The organism is Aestuariivita sp. (assembly GCF_021404545.1).
Classification (GTDB): domain Bacteria; phylum Pseudomonadota; class Alphaproteobacteria; order Rhodobacterales; family Rhodobacteraceae; genus Aestuariivita.
The window spans coordinates 57,968-73,686 of sequence record NZ_JAAWWD010000010.1 but is presented as its reverse complement, the minus strand read 5'-3'; the positions used below and the strand labels follow the sequence as shown (position 1 = coordinate 73,686).

The following is a 15,719-nucleotide window of genomic DNA, read 5'->3' as shown; positions in this document are numbered from 1 at the left end:
CCGGGTTTTTCCCCCCGGCCGCAAAGCCCCCTTGCCAAAACCTAAAAACCCCTCATCCAACGCGGCAAACCACCCAAGGTCGCCCTGACTGCGATTATGCGCAAGCTTGTCGTTCTGGCGAATACCCTCATCGCCGAGCAAAGATGCTGGCAACCATGCAAACCATAAACCGGTCAAAACCCAGCGCGAGGGTCAAAATCAACCCAATTCTGCGCTTGAAAAAACACAGATGCTTGCGATGGCTCTTAAGTAGACCCATGGTGGTTCAGTGATCCCTTTTTGGGGTGTCAAATCTGGTTCAATTCCAAAGGCGCTGTGAATGCCGTCCGCAATGATAGATGCCTATCAAGTGTATTTTGACGCCGTACTTGCCAAAACGATAGCGCGCTATGAGGAGCGCGTCGGGCAGCGTTTTGATGCGCCTATCAGCATCCGTTGTGCGGACCATCAGGACTTTTGGGCATATGCCTTTATGGGTCACAAGGAACTAAGGTTAGAGATTGCCAGTGGCGCATTGGATCGTATTCGAGAGGTCTGGACAAAAGCGCTCACGACTTCTTCGCGGCTTCCTCCCAACCACCAGATCGAACTCTTAGGGCATCAAGATCATGCCGTTGAAACCTCTTTCGCTTGGTTATTGCAGCATGAGCTGAATCATCAGGCAATTGGTCACTTCACCATCATCCCCGGCGCTGGCTTGTCTGAAGCTCAATGTCCAAACGGGTTGGGCATTGTTGAGCTTGACACAAGTCAGCCATCGCAGCTGAGCGAACTAACAGAGCAGGAAAAAGCCGAAATCCATATGTGCTTCGAACTGCAAACCGATCACGATGCGACTGAGATTGTGCTGGGTGCCTATGTAAAGGAAAACTGGCCGCTGTTCCGATACTACGCTGTGTGCATTCTTGCGGTACTGTTCATCATCGAAGCAGAGGAGCGGCGTTTATCCAAGCCTTTCCGCCAGCATCCTTTTGCGTCTACACGCCTGTTCATGCTGTTGGGTCATCTGGCGGAACTGCCAATGATCCCTGGCATCAAACGTGCGCAGGCCGAAGGCTTGGACCATCTACCAGCAGACTACCTGCCGACATCGGACGAAATGTTCGGCTACAGACAGGCTGTCATGTCGCCCGTTCTCGCTGCCTCTCAAATCTTTGCAGCGGCCTGCGGCATTTCAGAAGCTTGGGATGAACTTGGAACAGCCGAGGCCATGTTTGCTGATATCGACACCATCCTCATCAACCAAAACCGCGACGTCAGTGCGTTTCGAACCCAAGGAGCGAGGCAGTGGGCCGAACTCCAACCAACGAATGACCGGCTTTTGCGGTCGCTCGGATGGAAGTGAATGCAGCCCAAACATACACAGGGTCGAAACATATGAAGCAATGAAATGCCGAGACGTTTTGAGAAAGGCCATTTGAACGAATACTATTGATCAAAAAGGCTCTCGAACTCGATTTCTGCTGGCTCACCCAATAGGGTTTGCCCATGCGTAAACCCTATTGCTTCGGTAGCTCGTTTCAAAAGTAGCCAACCTGGCTTTGTTTCGTCAGCCAAACCAACATGCCCAGCTGTCACCCTGGATTGCTCAGATTTCAAGTATTGCACAAATAGCAATGCAGCCTCTGACTTCATACCATGCTTAGCGTCTGTGTGCGGAACGTTAATCTGCCACTTTTCACCGATTTGTTTTGCTGTCTGGCCATCACTTATTGGGGTAATCAATGCGCAAGCAGATAGGTATTCTAACCGCCCGGAAAGTATACTCATATGAACGTAACCAGATGGTCTAACTCGGACAGAAGATTGCGTGGAAACCTTCTCACGAGTTTGCCGTTCAGCCATAATCAACTCATCGGCGATCAACATGTCGATAGTATCTCTTATGTCTGACTTTTGAAAACCAAACTTAGAAAACTCATCCTGCAAAAATGAAACAGTAAAGTATCCTTCATATCTTGTATCACCAACCTTCTTCCTGTTTTCGATCAAAAACTTCAGTATTTCGGATTTCAAAAAGTGATTCATGTCGCTTGATGTCAGCGGAAAGTCGAACAGGTTTCGAACAAAACCGTGAGATGGTGTGAAGTAAAGATAGTTTGTGCGCATTAGCGCTCTAAGAAGAGTGTTCTCTTGGATAGTATGTTGGCCAGTTGTCAATGCACTCTGTGTGAAATCTCTTGTGTCAAAGTGCGCTGAAGTTAATATAGAAATAAACATTTCGAGGCTTTTTCGAGCGTTCCGCCCAGAGAGCCCTTCCAGCACGGTTGATATGTTGCGTCGCTTTTTGAAAAGATCTACAAAAACGGATGTCAAATAGCTCCCTACCGCGGTCTTCGGGTATCTGACCTCACCAATTCCATCAATTTCGTAAGAAGCCGTCTCGTCAGCTGATGAACTAAGCTCCGAAATAGCTAAGCTCAGCCGTTTAGATACCATGTCAACGAAACGCGGGGGTCGAATATAAAAATTGCCTGACTTGAGGAATGCATCTAAAGGCTTTTCATCTTTATATGCCTCAAAAGTCTCGTCTCGCATAGTCATTATACACAATGAACGTGTTGAATTCATAAACCATTGACCAACTTGGAAAATCCGAAGCTGGGAATCGCGATCTCGCCTATCCACGTTATCAAACGAGACAATTAGTGAGCAGTTGCGGTCACCGCCCACACTGCGAGCGATTGCCTTAGCAAATACCCTAGGGTCTGACATCCATTTCAGTATGTCTTCTGCAATACGTTTGTGATAGTCCTTGAGCGAGCTCTTCTTCAAAAATGCATATGCGCCGGAATTATTTTTTATTTCTTGGGAGAAAACAGACTGGATCCCCGCTTCGGTCGTTATGTCGATTACATGTGAGTAATGCCTCCGAAAGTGCTCTATAAAATATTCACAGACCCAATTTTCCAAGTCGTCCGTGTCGTCCGGCGCTACGTTGAAGTTAATCCTGCAGTAAACGACGCGTCGTTTTATCTCACTAGGGAGAAGGTGCGCAAAGAAACGCTTCAAAAAGGTAGTTTTTCCCGAGCCAACGCCTCCAATAACTAGCTGCATAAATGGTTGATTGTCTTCTGTGCGTTGCGTCAGAATTTTACCGAAAGTACCTGCATCTCTTTTGTTAGTTTTCACTTCAACCGATCGTTCGTCATCCAGTGGAATTACACGTGTACGAAGATGATCCTCGAAAGATCGCTCATACTTTGTTGTCTCCTCCGTCGACACGTAGGCTTTTTCAACGATAAGGTTCTCCAACTCGCGATCTTTAGGATCAAAGTATTTTCGGAGTATCGGTTCGAGCTCTGCATACAGAGAGTTGTGGCCAGACTTAGCCAAGTTCACACGGTTTTCTCCTAAGTGCTCAGCCGCACGCTGGAGCTCCTTGGGCGTAATTTTTCTCTTTAATCTGCTGGTTGACTTGATGAGCGCATCCCAACAAGCGATTTTTTGCACAGCCTCAAGCTCTTTTGACCCGATCTTTATGTCAGAAGTGTCAAACTCCCTGATCTGTTCGGATGCATCCCAGTCTGCAAACCAAACTGACCTACCGTTGGTCGCGCAGACAATGGCGCACGGGTTTACGCCACTTGGGAAGTTTTTGTTGATCTCCAGCGCGTATAGTTGCGCCTCATCTAGAGCTGATTGGAGCGTTTGATCCGGTCGTTTGGCTTCAACGACCATGCAAGGCAAACCATCGTTGTAAACAAGGTAGTCGGGAACGTACCGCTTCTTATTGCTGCCCTTTCCAATTTCGATGGTCGATAGTGATGCTTTCGTCATTACCGCAGTATCTGGTATCCCCAGCAGTTCGCGAGAAGTCAGCAATGGTAGAACAAAAAAATGCTCGACGTCGCTCTCAGTGTCTGTGTCGGAAAAACGCGTTCTCATCTTCTGCTCATTGAGGAGGTCTAATCGCCTTACCCGAGATACTACCGATTGGTCGTATCAATTCAACCATTGCGTCGCCGCACAAAACTAACGCGTCAATATTCCTCGGAAACACACCCGCCCAGCCGTATCCCAGTGACGAAAGCCGGGTTGGCAGAAGAGGTGCCTGGGGTAGCACTAAGCCACAATCCTCACAGCAATGGTGTGAAGCTCAAACCTGCACCGTTCTGAGTCCAGCTTGGCCAAAGATGGCATATCAGTCGGCAAGTTGCGGTCTTGCGCCACCAAGACAGCGAACAAGTGATCGCCAGCATCATTGCTTTCTCGAAGGCCAATCGGCGATCCATCCGATTTGTGTGGTACCAGCTGTGGGCTTACTGCGATTCGCGCCTTCGGGTTGCGTTGATCTGCACCCAACGGAACTGAATGCCATTTGCCGTTATAGCGTTGGAAGCCAAGAGCCACTCCTCGCAGCTCGGTCTCCACTTCAAAGCAAAATCGCTGTGTCAGACGCAAGGTCTGGTCGACTGGCCTCTGGTCGTCATCCCGCTCAATCAAACCCAATGTCTGTTTGAGATGAACAATCCGCAAACGTCCTACAATTGCATGCGCTTCAACAAATGCATCCCAATCGGACTGTCTGGGAAACTGAAACAACCCCGGTTCCCGCTTTTGCGCAAATGCGAAGTGATTGCGCGCGAGCCATTCGTGGATTTTGGCGGCGCGCTCCCACGCGATCTTGCCCTTGCGGAAGTTGTTATGCGGATCGGGCGTACTGCTGACGGGTTGCTCCTGGGCCTGCTCCACCAGAACGTCCAAGTGTGTTCCTGTGTGTTTCGCCAACTCTTTGAGTATGTCGTGCAACGCCTTGGTAGGAGCGATGCGGTCTGTTGCAGATGCATGCTGCCAATCCATCTCAGTCTCTTGATTCATAGTGGATATCCCTACCCCAATTGACCCTCAGAATACCCGGACATGATCAGATCGCCAGAGTGTATCTCTCTGACACGAAACGCGTTTTGTTCAAAAACCGTTTGGGAGATCGTCGGGTTTGTGTTAGTTTGTTCTATATTTGTTCTCATCGTGCGTCTGCACATCAGAACAGGTCCATCCAAACATACCCGGCCCCGGAGAAAGGAGATGCCAGCCCATGTGCCACCCCAAAGACGCTGATGCGTCCACACCACCAACCTTGTCCATCGATTGGGAGGCGTATCTTCCCTATCTGGAAGATGAAGACATCCCCGATACCCAAAAGCGCGTTCTGATCGAATCCCTGTGGTCAATCATGCTGTCTTTTGTCGATCTGGGGTTTGGTCTCAGCCCGCACCAGGGGCTTGGCGACAATCCTGCTCCAAAACTGGCGCGGTCGATATCCAATGTGGTATCCTCCACCCAACCCAAGAAAACCAAAAAGAACGATGCCGCTTTGTCTTTTTCCAAAGCGGCCAGAGAGGAGTCCGAATGAATGAGAAAACCCAATCCCAGACACAGCAGGCTATCATCTATTGCCGTGTGTCCTCCAAAGCCCAGGAAGAGGAAGGTAACGGCTTAAAGTCGCAAGAAACACGCTGTCGTGAGTATGCGGCCTCCAAGGGCTATGCCGTTGCCGCTGTCTTCCCCGATACCTTCACAGGTGGTGGAGACTTTATGCAGCGTCCGGGCATGGTGGCATTGTTTTCGTTTTTGGATGCGCAACCTGAGACAAGCTTTGTGGTTATCTTTGATGATCTCAAACGCTTTGCGCGTGATACGCGCTTTCATCTCGACTTGCGCGAGGCCTTCCGCAAACGGCGTGCCTCCATCGAATGCTTGAACTTCAAGTTCGATGACACACCGGAAGGGGAGTTCATCGAAACCATCATGGCCGCACAAGGCGCGTTAGAGCGTAAGCAAAATGGCCGTCAGGTTGCACAGAAGATGAAAGCACGAATGCAAAACGGCTATTGGGTTCACAACGCACCCATCGGCTATCGCTACAAGACAGTCAAAGGGCATGGGAAACTGCTTGTTCGCGATGAGCCCATGGCGACGCTCATCACAGATGCCTTGGAAGGCTTTGCCTCGGGTCGGTTCCAAACACAGGCAGAAGTGACGCGGTTTCTGGCCAAGCACCCTGACTTTCCGCGCAACAGGTATGGTGACGTTAAGCTTCAAAAGGCCATCAAAGTCATCACGCAACCGCTTTACGCAGGTTATATCTGCTCAGAGACCTATGGGCTGAATTGGGTCAAAGGGCAGCATGACGCGCTGATCTCCATGGCGACCTATGAGCGCGTCCAAGACCGCCGCAAGGCGGCATCATTGGCTCCGGCCCGTAAGAACATCGGTGATGACTTCGCGCTGCGCGGTTTTGTGTGCTGTGCTGACTGTGGCAACCCGTATCGCTCCTCTTGGGCAAAGGGGAAGAAAAAGCACTACGCCTACTATCTCTGCCAAACCAAAGGCTGCGCGAGCTACGGGAAGTCGATCCCGCGTGACACGCTGGAAAAGGATTTTGGCGAAATCGTCAAATCACTCCAACCCTCAAAGAGCGTTCTCAAGCTTGCGCGTGACATGTTTCGCCATGCTTGGGAGGCTCGTCTGAGCCAAAGCAAAGACACGTTGATCTCAGCCAAGCGCCAGCTTGCAGACATTGAGGATCAGATCGACAAACTGCTTGAACGCATCCTTGATGCGACTAACGGCAGAGTGATCGCCGCCTATGAAGAGAAGATCGCTCAGTTGGAAAAATCCAAGGCATCGATGGTTGATCATCTCGCGCAGCAAGGCTCAAAACACCAGAGCTTTGACGCCCTGCTAGAACACGCCCTACGATTCCTCGCAAACCCCTGGAAACTCTGGGAAAGTGGCGACATCACATTGCGCAGAATGGTCCTGAGACTGGCTTTTGCAGACCGTTTTGAATATCATCGAATTGAAGGCGCTAGAACACCCCAAATAGCCTTACCGTTCAAGGCTTTAAGGCGTATTTCTGTAGGTGAATTTGTAAGTGGTGCGGCTGGAGGGACTTGAACCCCCACGCCAGAGGCACTTGAACCTAAATCAAGCGTGTCTACCAATTTCACCACAGCCGCACTGGCTGAGGTATATGCAGAGGCGCTGAGGGTTTCAAGTGCGCGTCGATCTTCCAGCTTTGGTGGGCGCTGGCGGCGACCCCTGCGCCATGCAAAAGGGGCCGCCTGAGAGCGACCCCCTGGAACTGTCTGCACGGGCGCTCGACGACTATTCTTCGTCGAGCGCCTCAACGGCCGTTTGAAGCTCTTCTTTGGAGATTTCCTTCTCAGACACCTTGGCCAGCTCGGTGACATAGTCGATCACCTTGTCCTCGAAGATCGGTGCCCGCAGCTGTTGCTGCATCTGGGCGTTCTGCTGCACGAATTCAAAGAACTGGCGTTCCTGACCGGGATATTGACGCGCCTGGTTCATGATGGCTTGGGTCATCTCGGCATCCGAAACCTGCACATCCGCCTTCTGGCCCAGCTCCGCGAGCAACAAGCCCAGACGCACACGGCGTTCGGCCAGTTTGGTATGCTCTTCGGTCGGCTCGATCTTGTCGTGGTCATGTCCTTCGACATCCGGGTTCTCTTCGTGCCAGAGCTGATGCGCGATCTGGTCGGCCTCTGCCTGCAAAAGGCTCGGGGGAAGGTCGAACGACACGAGCTTGTCAAGCTCGTCGAGAATACCGCGCTTCATTACCGCGCGCGCGGCACCGGCATATTCTGCCTCCAGCCGCTCTGCGATCTGGGCCTTCAGAGCCGCCAGGTCCTCGGCTCCGAATTTCTGGGCAAGCTCGTCATTGATCTCGGCAGCGACGGGCTCCTTGACCATCTTGATCGTGCATTCAAAGACCGCTTCCTTGCCTGCCAGGTTCTCTGCGCCATAGTCATCGGGAAAAGACACGGTCACGGCCTTTTGCTCACCCGCGGTCACACCCACAAGCTGTTCTTCAAACCCCGGGATAAAGCTGTTGGATCCCAGCGTCAGCGGATAATCCTCGGCCGAGCCGCCTTCGAATGGCTCTCCGTCGACCTTGCCAAGGAAATCCATGACAACCTGGTCACCATCCTCGGCCTGAGCACCTGTCTCGCGATCCTTGAAGTCCTGTGCGGTCTCGGCCAGGTTTGCCAAAGCCTCGTCCACCGCCGTCTCATCAGCCTTGACCACCAGTTTTTCTGCGGTGACCTGTGACAGATCGACATCGGGGATCTCGGGCAGCGCCTCATAGGACATTTCGACATTGACGTCGTCGCCCTCTTTCCAGTCCTCGTTGGTCATCTTGACTTCGGGCTGCATCGCCGGACGATCGCCGCTGTCCTCGAAATGCTTGGACATCGCGCCATCGATGGTTTCCTGCATCGCCTCGCCCAACAAACGCTGGCCGAACTGCTTCTTGAGAAGCGGCATCGGCACCTTGCCTTTGCGAAAGCCCTTCATTTCGACGTCAGGCTGCGCCTCTGCCAGCTTTTCGTTGACCTTTTCATCCAGCTCGGCCGCAGTCACGGTGATCGCGTAGCCGCGCTTCAGTCCTTCGTTCAGGGTCTCAGTGACCTGCATGTGGCATTCCCCATAGGTTCAATGCCGCCCCAAAGGCGGCACGCTATTCCAAATCTCGGCCCTTCTAAAGAGAGGCCGCGCAAGGCACAAGAGGCCGGGCGCAGATATGTGCTCGCAGCGGGCCGGAGCGACACCATTTCCCTCATCCCGAGACCATCGGTCAATGATACCCCTGCCATGGCGATCCTGACGCAACCCGAGAGCCGCGTGCTGCGTGTCGCGCCTGGGCGCAAGGCTGATGGCAGCAGTCCACAGATAACGCTTCCAGATCGGGCAGTCTGGACGCTCTCCTTATGGTTCGCTTGAGCGCGCTTGTCGGAGAGACCGGAGGCGCGAGACGGAGGTCTGTCGCGTTGAACACCCGGAACGCTTCGCTCAAAAAGGCGTTTGGCCCGCCCCCAACAACCCGATCTCACTCCAAGACGGTGCCAGTTGGACGCCGCCGCACCGATCCGCCGGTATTGCACTGCGCTGCAAGCGCCGCTGCTCCTGCGGGCTGCCGAGGGGCGACGCGAGAAATGCATCCCCGGTGGTGGTGGCTTCGGCCCCCGGAAATTCCTCTGCTGAAAATCCAGGAGGCCGTGCCATTCACCCAAGCCAAAGGCCCAGGTGCACGGTGTCTTTCTTCTCTTTCAAAATACCGGCGGGGGGTTGGGGGCAGCGCCCCCAAGGCGGATGTGGGCGCGGCGCAGGATGTCTGCGCGATTACGTCTTCAAACCGGTTTCTTCCAGCAATCCCCGACGCTTGGCCTCGTAATAATAGCCGCGCGCGTACCATCCCACGGCGGTGGCCTCGTCGCCGTCCGACACCATCCATGCGCCGCGCAGATACTTTACGGCATATTTGAGGTTGGTTTCAGGATCCAAAAGCCCCTCTGGCCGACCGCGATATCCCATGCCGCGGGCGGTGTTCGGATGGATTTGCATCAGCCCCATATAGGGACCGTTGCGCGCCCAGGGACGATGTGTGCTTTCGCGCACCACCACGCGCTGGACCAATGTGCGCGGAACCTCGTAATGGTCGGCCCATTTATTGATCTGGCGGCGCAGCTTGGGCGTTTCGTTCGGATAGAGCGGCGGTTCGGACCGTGCGCGCGCCGGACCGGGTCGGCCTCTACGCGAACAGGCGCCGAGTGTCACGATAAGGCCGAGGCCAAGTAGGCTGCGGCGGGTGAGGGGGCGATCAGTCATGAAATCACTATAAAGATTGTTGTGGCGGTCGGCGCAAGCGGGGGATCCGACCCGGCGGCGAATGCTTGCCCATGATCCATCACAGGACAAAAAAGGCCGCGCCGGATTGCCCGGGCGCGGCCTTTGATGTCAGCAGCGATGATGACGGATCAGGCCTTGGACGCGCCGTCGTCTTCGGCATCCTCTTCGGGCCGGGGCTGATCGTCCGTTTCTTCCAGCTCGTCCAGCTCTGCCGCACCGATTTCGTCGAAGAGTTCGGCAATTTCAAATTCTGCCTCGGCCTCTTCTTCGGCGGCCAGTTCCTGGATTGTCTTGCCGGAGGCTTGCAATTCGGCCTCTTCTTGCGAGCGGGCGACGTTGAGGACCATCGTAACCTCGACCTCGGGGTGCAGGGTCACATCCACGGAATGCAGGCCCAGCTCCTTGATCGGCTGTGCAATGACGACCTGTTTGCGGTCCAGCGAGAAGCCTGCCTCGGTCGCGGCGTCAGCGGCGTCGCGGGGCGTGACGGAGCCATAGAGGTTGCCACCATCTGAGGCCTGGCGAATCACGATGAACTGTTGCCCGTCCAGGCGCTCACCCAGGGCTTCGGCCTCCTTGCGGGTTTCGAGGTTGCGTGCCTCAAGCTGCGCTTTCTGCGTCTCGAACTGCGCGATATTGGCTTCAGACGCGGACAGCGCCTTGCCCTGCGGCAGCAAGAAGTTGCGGGCATAGCCGGACTTGACGTCCACGACATCGCCCATCTGACCCAGTTTGGACACACGTTCCAGAAGGATAACTTGCATCAGTCTCTCTCCTTATTTCACGGCGTAGGGCAACAGGGCGAGAAAGCGGGCGCGCTTGATGGCACGGGCCAGTTCGCGTTGCTTTTTGGCCGACACGGCAGTGATGCGCGAGGGCACGATCTTGCCGCGCTCCGAGATATAGCGTTGCAGCAGACGGGTGTCTTTATAGTCAATCGCAGGGGCGTTATCACCCGAGAAGGGGCAGACCTTGCGACGGCGGAAAAATGGTTTTGCAGCCATGGGTTAGTGTCCTTTCTTCAAGCGATCAATTGCGGCGTTCGCGGCGGTCGCCACGTTCGTCGCGTTTCTGCATCTGGACCGAAGGGCCTTCGTTATGGGCGTCGACCTTGATGGTCAGAACACGCATCACATCGTCATGCAGGCGCATCAGGCGTTCCATTTCCTGAACGGCCGGTGCGGGCGCATCGGTCTTCAGAAAGGCGTAGTGGCCTTTGCGGTTCTTGTTGATCTTATAGGCCATGGTCTTGATGCCCCAATACTCGTGCTCGACGAGGTTCCCGCCATTGTCGGACAGGATGGCACCGAAATGTTCGATAAGGCCTTCGGCTTGCGTGTTGGACAGATCCTGACGCGCGATAAAGACATGCTCATAAAGCGGCATGTGCACTCCATTTGTTATCAAGGCGCATTTCAAAGGCAGGGCGGTTGATCTTCCGCAGCCCCACCACGAGAGACTGCGCGGTTCAAAATCTTGCGGAAGAGCGCTCCGTATACACGGTTTGGCGTGCCGTGCAAGACGCGGCAGCGCTGGGGAACGCAGGTGCGGGCCGCGATCATGCCCAGCAAAAAACGCATTTTTGCCAAACAGGAAAATCAGGGTATCTCAGGCCGCCCGAGATCCGCTGGGGGCAGGAGGTAATAGGGCAGGGTTGGAAAGGAATATGTCCCAGATGATCGTCACGGAAGCACGGAGAAGCACTGGCGCACGCCCTGGTCATCCACCGATGGCGAAGGCCGTCAGACAATGCGTGTTTCCGCCTGCCATCCGGTCGCGGTTCACCGACACGCTGCCTGTCACATTGGGATTTGAGGGGCACAGGCTATTGGCGATGGCTCTCTTGCGGTTCACCGGTACCGTTCTGGTGCTCAGCGGACCGGGGCTGTGGCTCTTGCCCGGTGCGACCGCGGATCCGGCACTGATGCTATACAAGCTTGGGGCGTCGGTCTTTTTCATCTTTTGCGGCGCGGCACTGATCCTGCGGAACAAGACACTTGCCCAGCCCGAGATCTATTTCGATCCGATCCGGCGCGAAATGCGCATCCTGCACAAGACCGATCGCGGTCGGCCTGTGACGGTTCTGCGCCGGAGTTATGACACGTTGGGCGCAGCCAAGATCACGGGCGGGCAGTTGGAGATCTGGGATATGGACGGCTCGATCCTGCTCAACATCCCGCTCGCGGATGCATCGGCCGGTGACGCCCTGCGCAATCAGCTGGCAGAGCTGGTGCGATAATCCATCAATCGACCCTGTCTGTTCAGAAATCCACAGAAACTGTTCCTGATCTGCTGTTGTTGTTTGGACGATTTGCCCCAATTTAATTGACTTCAGACCGTCAACACCAACAGGAGCTTTGCCCGCCATGAAACAATTTCTGCTTGCCGCCGCCTTTGCCACCGGCGCCACCGCCGCCTTGGCCGCCCCCGCCAAATTCGAGCTCGACGCGAGCCACAGTCAGGTTGTGTTCAGTTATGATCACCTTGGGTTCTCGACCACGACAGGCATGTTCTCGGGTTTTGAGGGCGAGATCATGTTCGATGAAGCCGACCCCGCCAATTCCAGCGTGAGCGTATCGATGCCGGTGATGAGCATGTTCACCGGGTGGGAAGCGCGCGAGGCGCATTTCATGTCGGGCGATTTCTTTGGTGCCGAGGAGGGCGACATGGTCACCTTTACCTCCACCGGTATCGAAGTGACCGGTGACAACACCGCCAACATCACCGGCGATCTGACGATGAATGACGTCACCCAGTCGGTTGTTCTAGAGACCACGTTGAACAAATCCGCCCCGTTCCCATTCGGTGAGAAACAGGGCACGCCGACGCTCGGTCTGGATGCGACGACCACGCTGTTGCGGTCCGATTTCGGTTTGGGCGCCTTTGCGCCTGCGGTCGGCGATGAGGTCGAGGTCTTTATTTCGGTCGAAGCGCTGCAAGCCGCCGAGTAAGCGCGCCGTCAGTCAGAGTTGGGAACCGTCGGCCCTGTGGGTCGGCGGTTTCTTCTATTTGCGGCCTATTGCAGACGCGCGGTCAGGATTTTGACGCTGGCCACGCCAAAGCCCAGGGCAAAGAGGCCCTCGAACCAGCGCCGCAACCTGAGATAGGCGCGTGTCATCGACGGGGTCGAAAACAGCAGCGCATAACCGTGAAAGACAATCAGGCTTTGCAGGCCGACCGCGCCGATGACCAGCGCAAGTTGGGAGGCTGAGGCTTCGGCCGGAAGGCCGATTGCATAGAGCGATCCGAAGAACAGAACCGCTTTTGGGTTTGTGATATGAAGGGCCAGGCCCTTGGAATAAAGCGCGCCCGCATGCCCGCGCAGGCTGCGCGTCTTGATGGCTTTGGCGCAGAGCGCGGAGCGCGCCGACTTCCAGGCAAGATACATCAGATAGGCGGCGCCCGCATAGCGGATCAGCTCGAACGCCCAGGCATTGGCGAGCATCAGCGCGCCCAGCCCCAGAGCGGCGGAGACCGACCAGATCAGCGACCCGGTGGTGATGCCGGAGGCCAGCGCCAGACCGGATGTGCGCCCCCGCGACATCGATGTGCCCGCGATCGCGAGCGTTGCCGGACCCGGGCTTGCGCTGGCCACGAGAGCGGCCAGAAGGATCAGGGGCAAATGAATATCGGCAATCATATGTGCGACCACTCTGACGGGCTGAAGGGACAGGCAACCGCAGCTAAACGACAGTTGTGGTCCTTTGCAAGGCGGGTTTCGGTCAGAGGGTTTGGGCGTTGTTATGCCGGATCTGTGCGGGTCGCTGTCAGATCAAAGCGAATTTCGACCCCGAACCCGACCGAGCTTTCGTCGGCATAGCTTTGGCCGACCCCATACTCCAGCCGGTTGACCGACAGGGCGCCGCTGGCCGTGGCGGTGGCGTCGGTGATGGCGATGTTGAAGGGCAGGGTGATCTCCTGGCTCTGATCGCGGATGGTGAGGGGGCCTTGGGCAATGTACCCGTCGGCGGTGCGCAGGATCTCTGCCTCGAACCGGGCGGTCGGGAAGGTTTCGGCGGCAAAGAACTCCGGACCCAAAGCCTCTGTCGTGACCGAACCGAGGGTCAGCGAGCCGATGGCGACGGTCACATCCACGCGGCCCGCAGGGCCTTGGGTCTCGCGTGGCTCAAAGGTGATCGCGGCGGTCCAGTCGGCAAAGCGACCCTCCACCGTGCTGCCCAATTGGGTGACGGTGATGCCGAGGCTGCCGTTCTGAACGGTCCAGTCGGTCTCGACCTCCTCCAGCGCGGCGGCTTGCGGGACAATCGCGGAGTGGCTGTCATAGGCCCCTGATACGCTGCCGATCCCGATCGCACCGGCCCAGAGCAGGAGTGCCGCGACGACGGGCAGGACAGTGTGCTTCTCGCGCGCGGGAACCGGGCCTATGCTGATACCAGGCAGCATCCGGCGCAGGGTGCTGTCGCGATCGATCAGGTGATGTTTGAGCGCGCCCGCGATATGCAGGCCAATCGCCCCGATCAGCACCCATTTGGTGACGATATGCAGCCCGGCAAAGAGCGCCGAAAGCTCCGTATCGCGGGGCACGAAGGGCAGGGTCTGGCCAAAGGGCCACCAGATCGGCGCGAACCCTTCGGAGGCCGCGTGGTGGATCCAGCCGGTCAGAGGGACCAGCACCAGCGCGCCGTAAAGCAACCAGTGCACCGTTTCGGCCAGCATCGTCTCAAGCTTGCGCTCAGGGTGCAGACCGGCCGGTTTGGGTTGGGTGACGGCCCAGAGGATCCGGACCAGTGCCACGGCAAAGACGGTAACGCCCACGGTCTTGTGCAGCGAAAACACCAGCGCCTTTTGCGCCAACTGGTCGGAGGTGTCATAGGGCAGCTGATTGGCATACCATCCCAGCGGAATGGCCGTCAGGATCAACAGCGCGGTCAGCCAATGGAAGGTCTTGGTCACGCTGCCATAGCTGCGGGCGGTGTTGGCAAGGCTCATTTGGGCGGCTCCGGGTTTGGTGCGACGTGGCAAAGCTATGCCATGCGCCCCTCAACTCAAGCGCCGCAACCGCACAAGTCTCGCGCAGCTCCGCACAGGTTCGGGCGCCGTTGCCCTTTGGTAGAGGGGAAGCTATGCCAGTGCAAACAGGATCGGAGGGATGTTGATGAGCCGCGCATTTGTTTTTCCCGGGCAGGGGGCCCAGACCATTGGCATGGGGGCTGAACTGGCACAGGCCTATCCGGCCGCACGGGCCGTCTTTGCGGAGGTTGACGAGGCGTTGGGCGAACCGCTCAGCCAGTTGATCTGGGAGGGCGATATCGAAACGCTGACCCTGACGCAGAACGCCCAGCCGGCGCTGATGGCGACATCCATGGCCGCGATGCGGGCGCTGGATGCCGAAGGGGTAACGATCAGTCAGGCGTCCTTTGTGGCGGGCCACTCGCTGGGCGAATACTCTGCTTTGGCCGCAGCGGGCGCGCTGAGCCTCCCGGATGCGGCGCGTCTGCTGCGCGCGCGCGGGCTGGCCATGCAGGACGCGGTGCCCGTGGGCGTGGGCGCGATGGCAGCCATTCTGGGGCTGGATCTGGAGGCCGTCCGCGCCGTGGCGGCGGAGGCGGCGAAAGGTCAGGTCTGTCAGGCCGCCAACGACAACGACCCTGCGCAGGTCGTGGTGTCGGGCCACAAGGACGCGGTAGAGCGGGCTATCGAAATCGCCAAGTCAAAGGGGGCCAAACGCGCGATGCTGCTGCCGGTGAGCGCCCCGTTTCATTGCGCATTGATGGAACCCGCCGCCGCCGCAATGGCCGAAGCGCTGAGCCATGTGGATATCGAAGAGCCCGCCGTGCCGCTCATCGCCAACGTCCTGGCCGAGCCGGAAAGCGATCCGGCCTGTATCCGGTCTTTGCTGGTTGATCAGGTCACTGGTGCGGTACGCTGGCGTGAAAGCGTGATCGAGATGGGCAAGCGCGGTGTGACCGAAATCTGGGAAATCGGCGCGGGTAAGGCGCTCTCGGGTATGGTTCGCCGGATCGATCGGCAGATCGCGACCCGGAACATTGCCACGCCTGCCGATGTTCAGGCGGCGGCAGAAAGCTTGAAGTAAGGAAGAG

15 protein-coding genes, 1 tRNA gene and 1 pseudogene are annotated in these 15,719 nt (G+C 56.5%); 7 read left to right on the top strand and 10 right to left on the bottom strand.

From position 1 onward, the window contains the following. Positions 1–60 precede the first annotated feature (60 nt). Both HEP69_RS06400 and HEP69_RS06395 read left to right on the top strand, forming a co-directional pair. Positions 61–168 (top strand): annotated as a pseudogene (locus HEP69_RS06400) (IS110 family transposase); the annotation flags it as partial. Between the two features lie 151 nt (positions 169–319). Continuing rightward, positions 320–1,345 carry a hypothetical protein gene (locus HEP69_RS06395; RefSeq protein ID WP_290557731.1) on the top strand — a complete coding sequence of 342 codons (1,026 nt, stop codon included), beginning with the start codon at positions 320–322 and terminating at the stop codon, positions 1,343–1,345. A gap of 83 nt (positions 1,346–1,428) precedes the next feature. On the opposite strand, the gene HEP69_RS06390 is transcribed toward HEP69_RS06395, so the two are convergent. Together HEP69_RS06390 and HEP69_RS06385 are read right to left on the bottom strand one after the other, a co-directional pair. Next, positions 1,429–3,888, bottom strand: a complete 2,460-nt coding sequence (locus HEP69_RS06390) for a type I restriction enzyme HsdR N-terminal domain-containing protein (RefSeq protein ID WP_290557730.1) — start codon at positions 3,886–3,888, stop codon at positions 1,429–1,431. A gap of 177 nt (positions 3,889–4,065) precedes the next feature. Further along, positions 4,066–4,821, bottom strand: a complete 756-nt coding sequence (locus tag HEP69_RS06385) for a hypothetical protein (RefSeq protein WP_290557729.1) — start codon at positions 4,819–4,821, stop codon at positions 4,066–4,068. 217 nt (positions 4,822–5,038) lie between these two features. On the opposite strand from HEP69_RS06385, the gene HEP69_RS06380 reads away from it, so the two are divergent. Both HEP69_RS06380 and HEP69_RS06375 read left to right on the top strand, forming a co-directional pair. After that, positions 5,039–5,356: a hypothetical protein gene (locus HEP69_RS06380; RefSeq protein WP_290557728.1), complete on the top strand. Its 318-nt coding sequence runs from the start codon at positions 5,039–5,041 to the stop codon at positions 5,354–5,356. After that, complete coding sequence (locus tag HEP69_RS06375) at positions 5,353–6,903, top strand: recombinase family protein (RefSeq protein ID WP_290557727.1); 1,551 nt, start codon at positions 5,353–5,355, stop codon at positions 6,901–6,903. Before HEP69_RS06380 ends, HEP69_RS06375 begins: the two co-directional genes overlap by 4 nt. Here the strand turns inward: HEP69_RS06375 and HEP69_RS06370 are convergent. The 6 genes from HEP69_RS06370 to rpsF all read right to left on the bottom strand — a co-directional run bounded on the left by HEP69_RS06370 (position 6,882) and on the right by rpsF (position 11,043). Then, positions 6,882–6,965, bottom strand: a tRNA-Leu gene (locus HEP69_RS06370). The two genes, HEP69_RS06375 and HEP69_RS06370, sit on opposite strands and share 22 nt — an antisense overlap. A gap of 148 nt (positions 6,966–7,113) precedes the next feature. Next, positions 7,114–8,445, bottom strand: coding sequence for a trigger factor (tig, locus tag HEP69_RS06365; protein WP_290557726.1), 1,332 nt, complete (start codon positions 8,443–8,445; stop codon positions 7,114–7,116). 705 nt (positions 8,446–9,150) lie between these two features. Continuing rightward, complete coding sequence (locus tag HEP69_RS06360) at positions 9,151–9,636, bottom strand: lytic transglycosylase domain-containing protein (protein WP_290557725.1); 486 nt, start codon at positions 9,634–9,636, stop codon at positions 9,151–9,153. A 149-nt stretch (positions 9,637–9,785) separates the two neighbouring features. Beyond that, positions 9,786–10,421: a 50S ribosomal protein L9 gene (rplI, locus tag HEP69_RS06355; protein ID WP_290557724.1), complete on the bottom strand. Its 636-nt coding sequence runs from the start codon at positions 10,419–10,421 to the stop codon at positions 9,786–9,788. Positions 10,422–10,433: 12 nt separating this feature from the next. Beyond that, a complete protein-coding gene (gene rpsR, locus HEP69_RS06350) occupies positions 10,434–10,661 on the bottom strand; it encodes a 30S ribosomal protein S18 (protein WP_005852865.1) in 228 nt (75 codons plus the stop codon). 25 nt (positions 10,662–10,686) lie between these two features. Beyond that, positions 10,687–11,043, bottom strand: coding sequence for a 30S ribosomal protein S6 (rpsF, locus tag HEP69_RS06345; RefSeq protein ID WP_290557723.1), 357 nt, complete (start codon positions 11,041–11,043; stop codon positions 10,687–10,689). Positions 11,044–11,386: 343 nt separating this feature from the next. On the opposite strand from rpsF, the gene HEP69_RS06340 reads away from it, so the two are divergent. Together HEP69_RS06340 and HEP69_RS06335 are read left to right on the top strand one after the other, a co-directional pair. Continuing rightward, positions 11,387–11,896, top strand: a complete 510-nt coding sequence (locus HEP69_RS06340; RefSeq protein WP_290557722.1) for a hypothetical protein — start codon at positions 11,387–11,389, stop codon at positions 11,894–11,896. Between the two features lie 127 nt (positions 11,897–12,023). Next, positions 12,024–12,608 (top strand): YceI family protein, encoded by a 585-nt coding sequence (locus HEP69_RS06335; protein WP_290557721.1) that lies wholly within the window; start codon positions 12,024–12,026, stop codon positions 12,606–12,608. 65 nt (positions 12,609–12,673) lie between these two features. Here the strand turns inward: HEP69_RS06335 and HEP69_RS06330 are convergent, their stop codons facing one another. Beyond that, positions 12,674–13,297, bottom strand: a complete 624-nt coding sequence (locus HEP69_RS06330) for a LysE family transporter (RefSeq protein ID WP_290557720.1) — start codon at positions 13,295–13,297, stop codon at positions 12,674–12,676. 101 nt (positions 13,298–13,398) lie between these two features. After that, positions 13,399–14,607, bottom strand: a complete 1,209-nt coding sequence (locus tag HEP69_RS06325) for a cytochrome b/b6 domain-containing protein (protein ID WP_290557719.1) — start codon at positions 14,605–14,607, stop codon at positions 13,399–13,401. A gap of 166 nt (positions 14,608–14,773) precedes the next feature. Between HEP69_RS06325 and fabD the strand changes: the two genes are divergently transcribed. Further along, positions 14,774–15,712 carry an ACP S-malonyltransferase gene (gene fabD, locus HEP69_RS06320; RefSeq protein ID WP_290557718.1) on the top strand — a complete coding sequence of 313 codons (939 nt, stop codon included), beginning with the start codon at positions 14,774–14,776 and terminating at the stop codon, positions 15,710–15,712. Positions 15,713–15,719 lie beyond the last annotated feature (7 nt).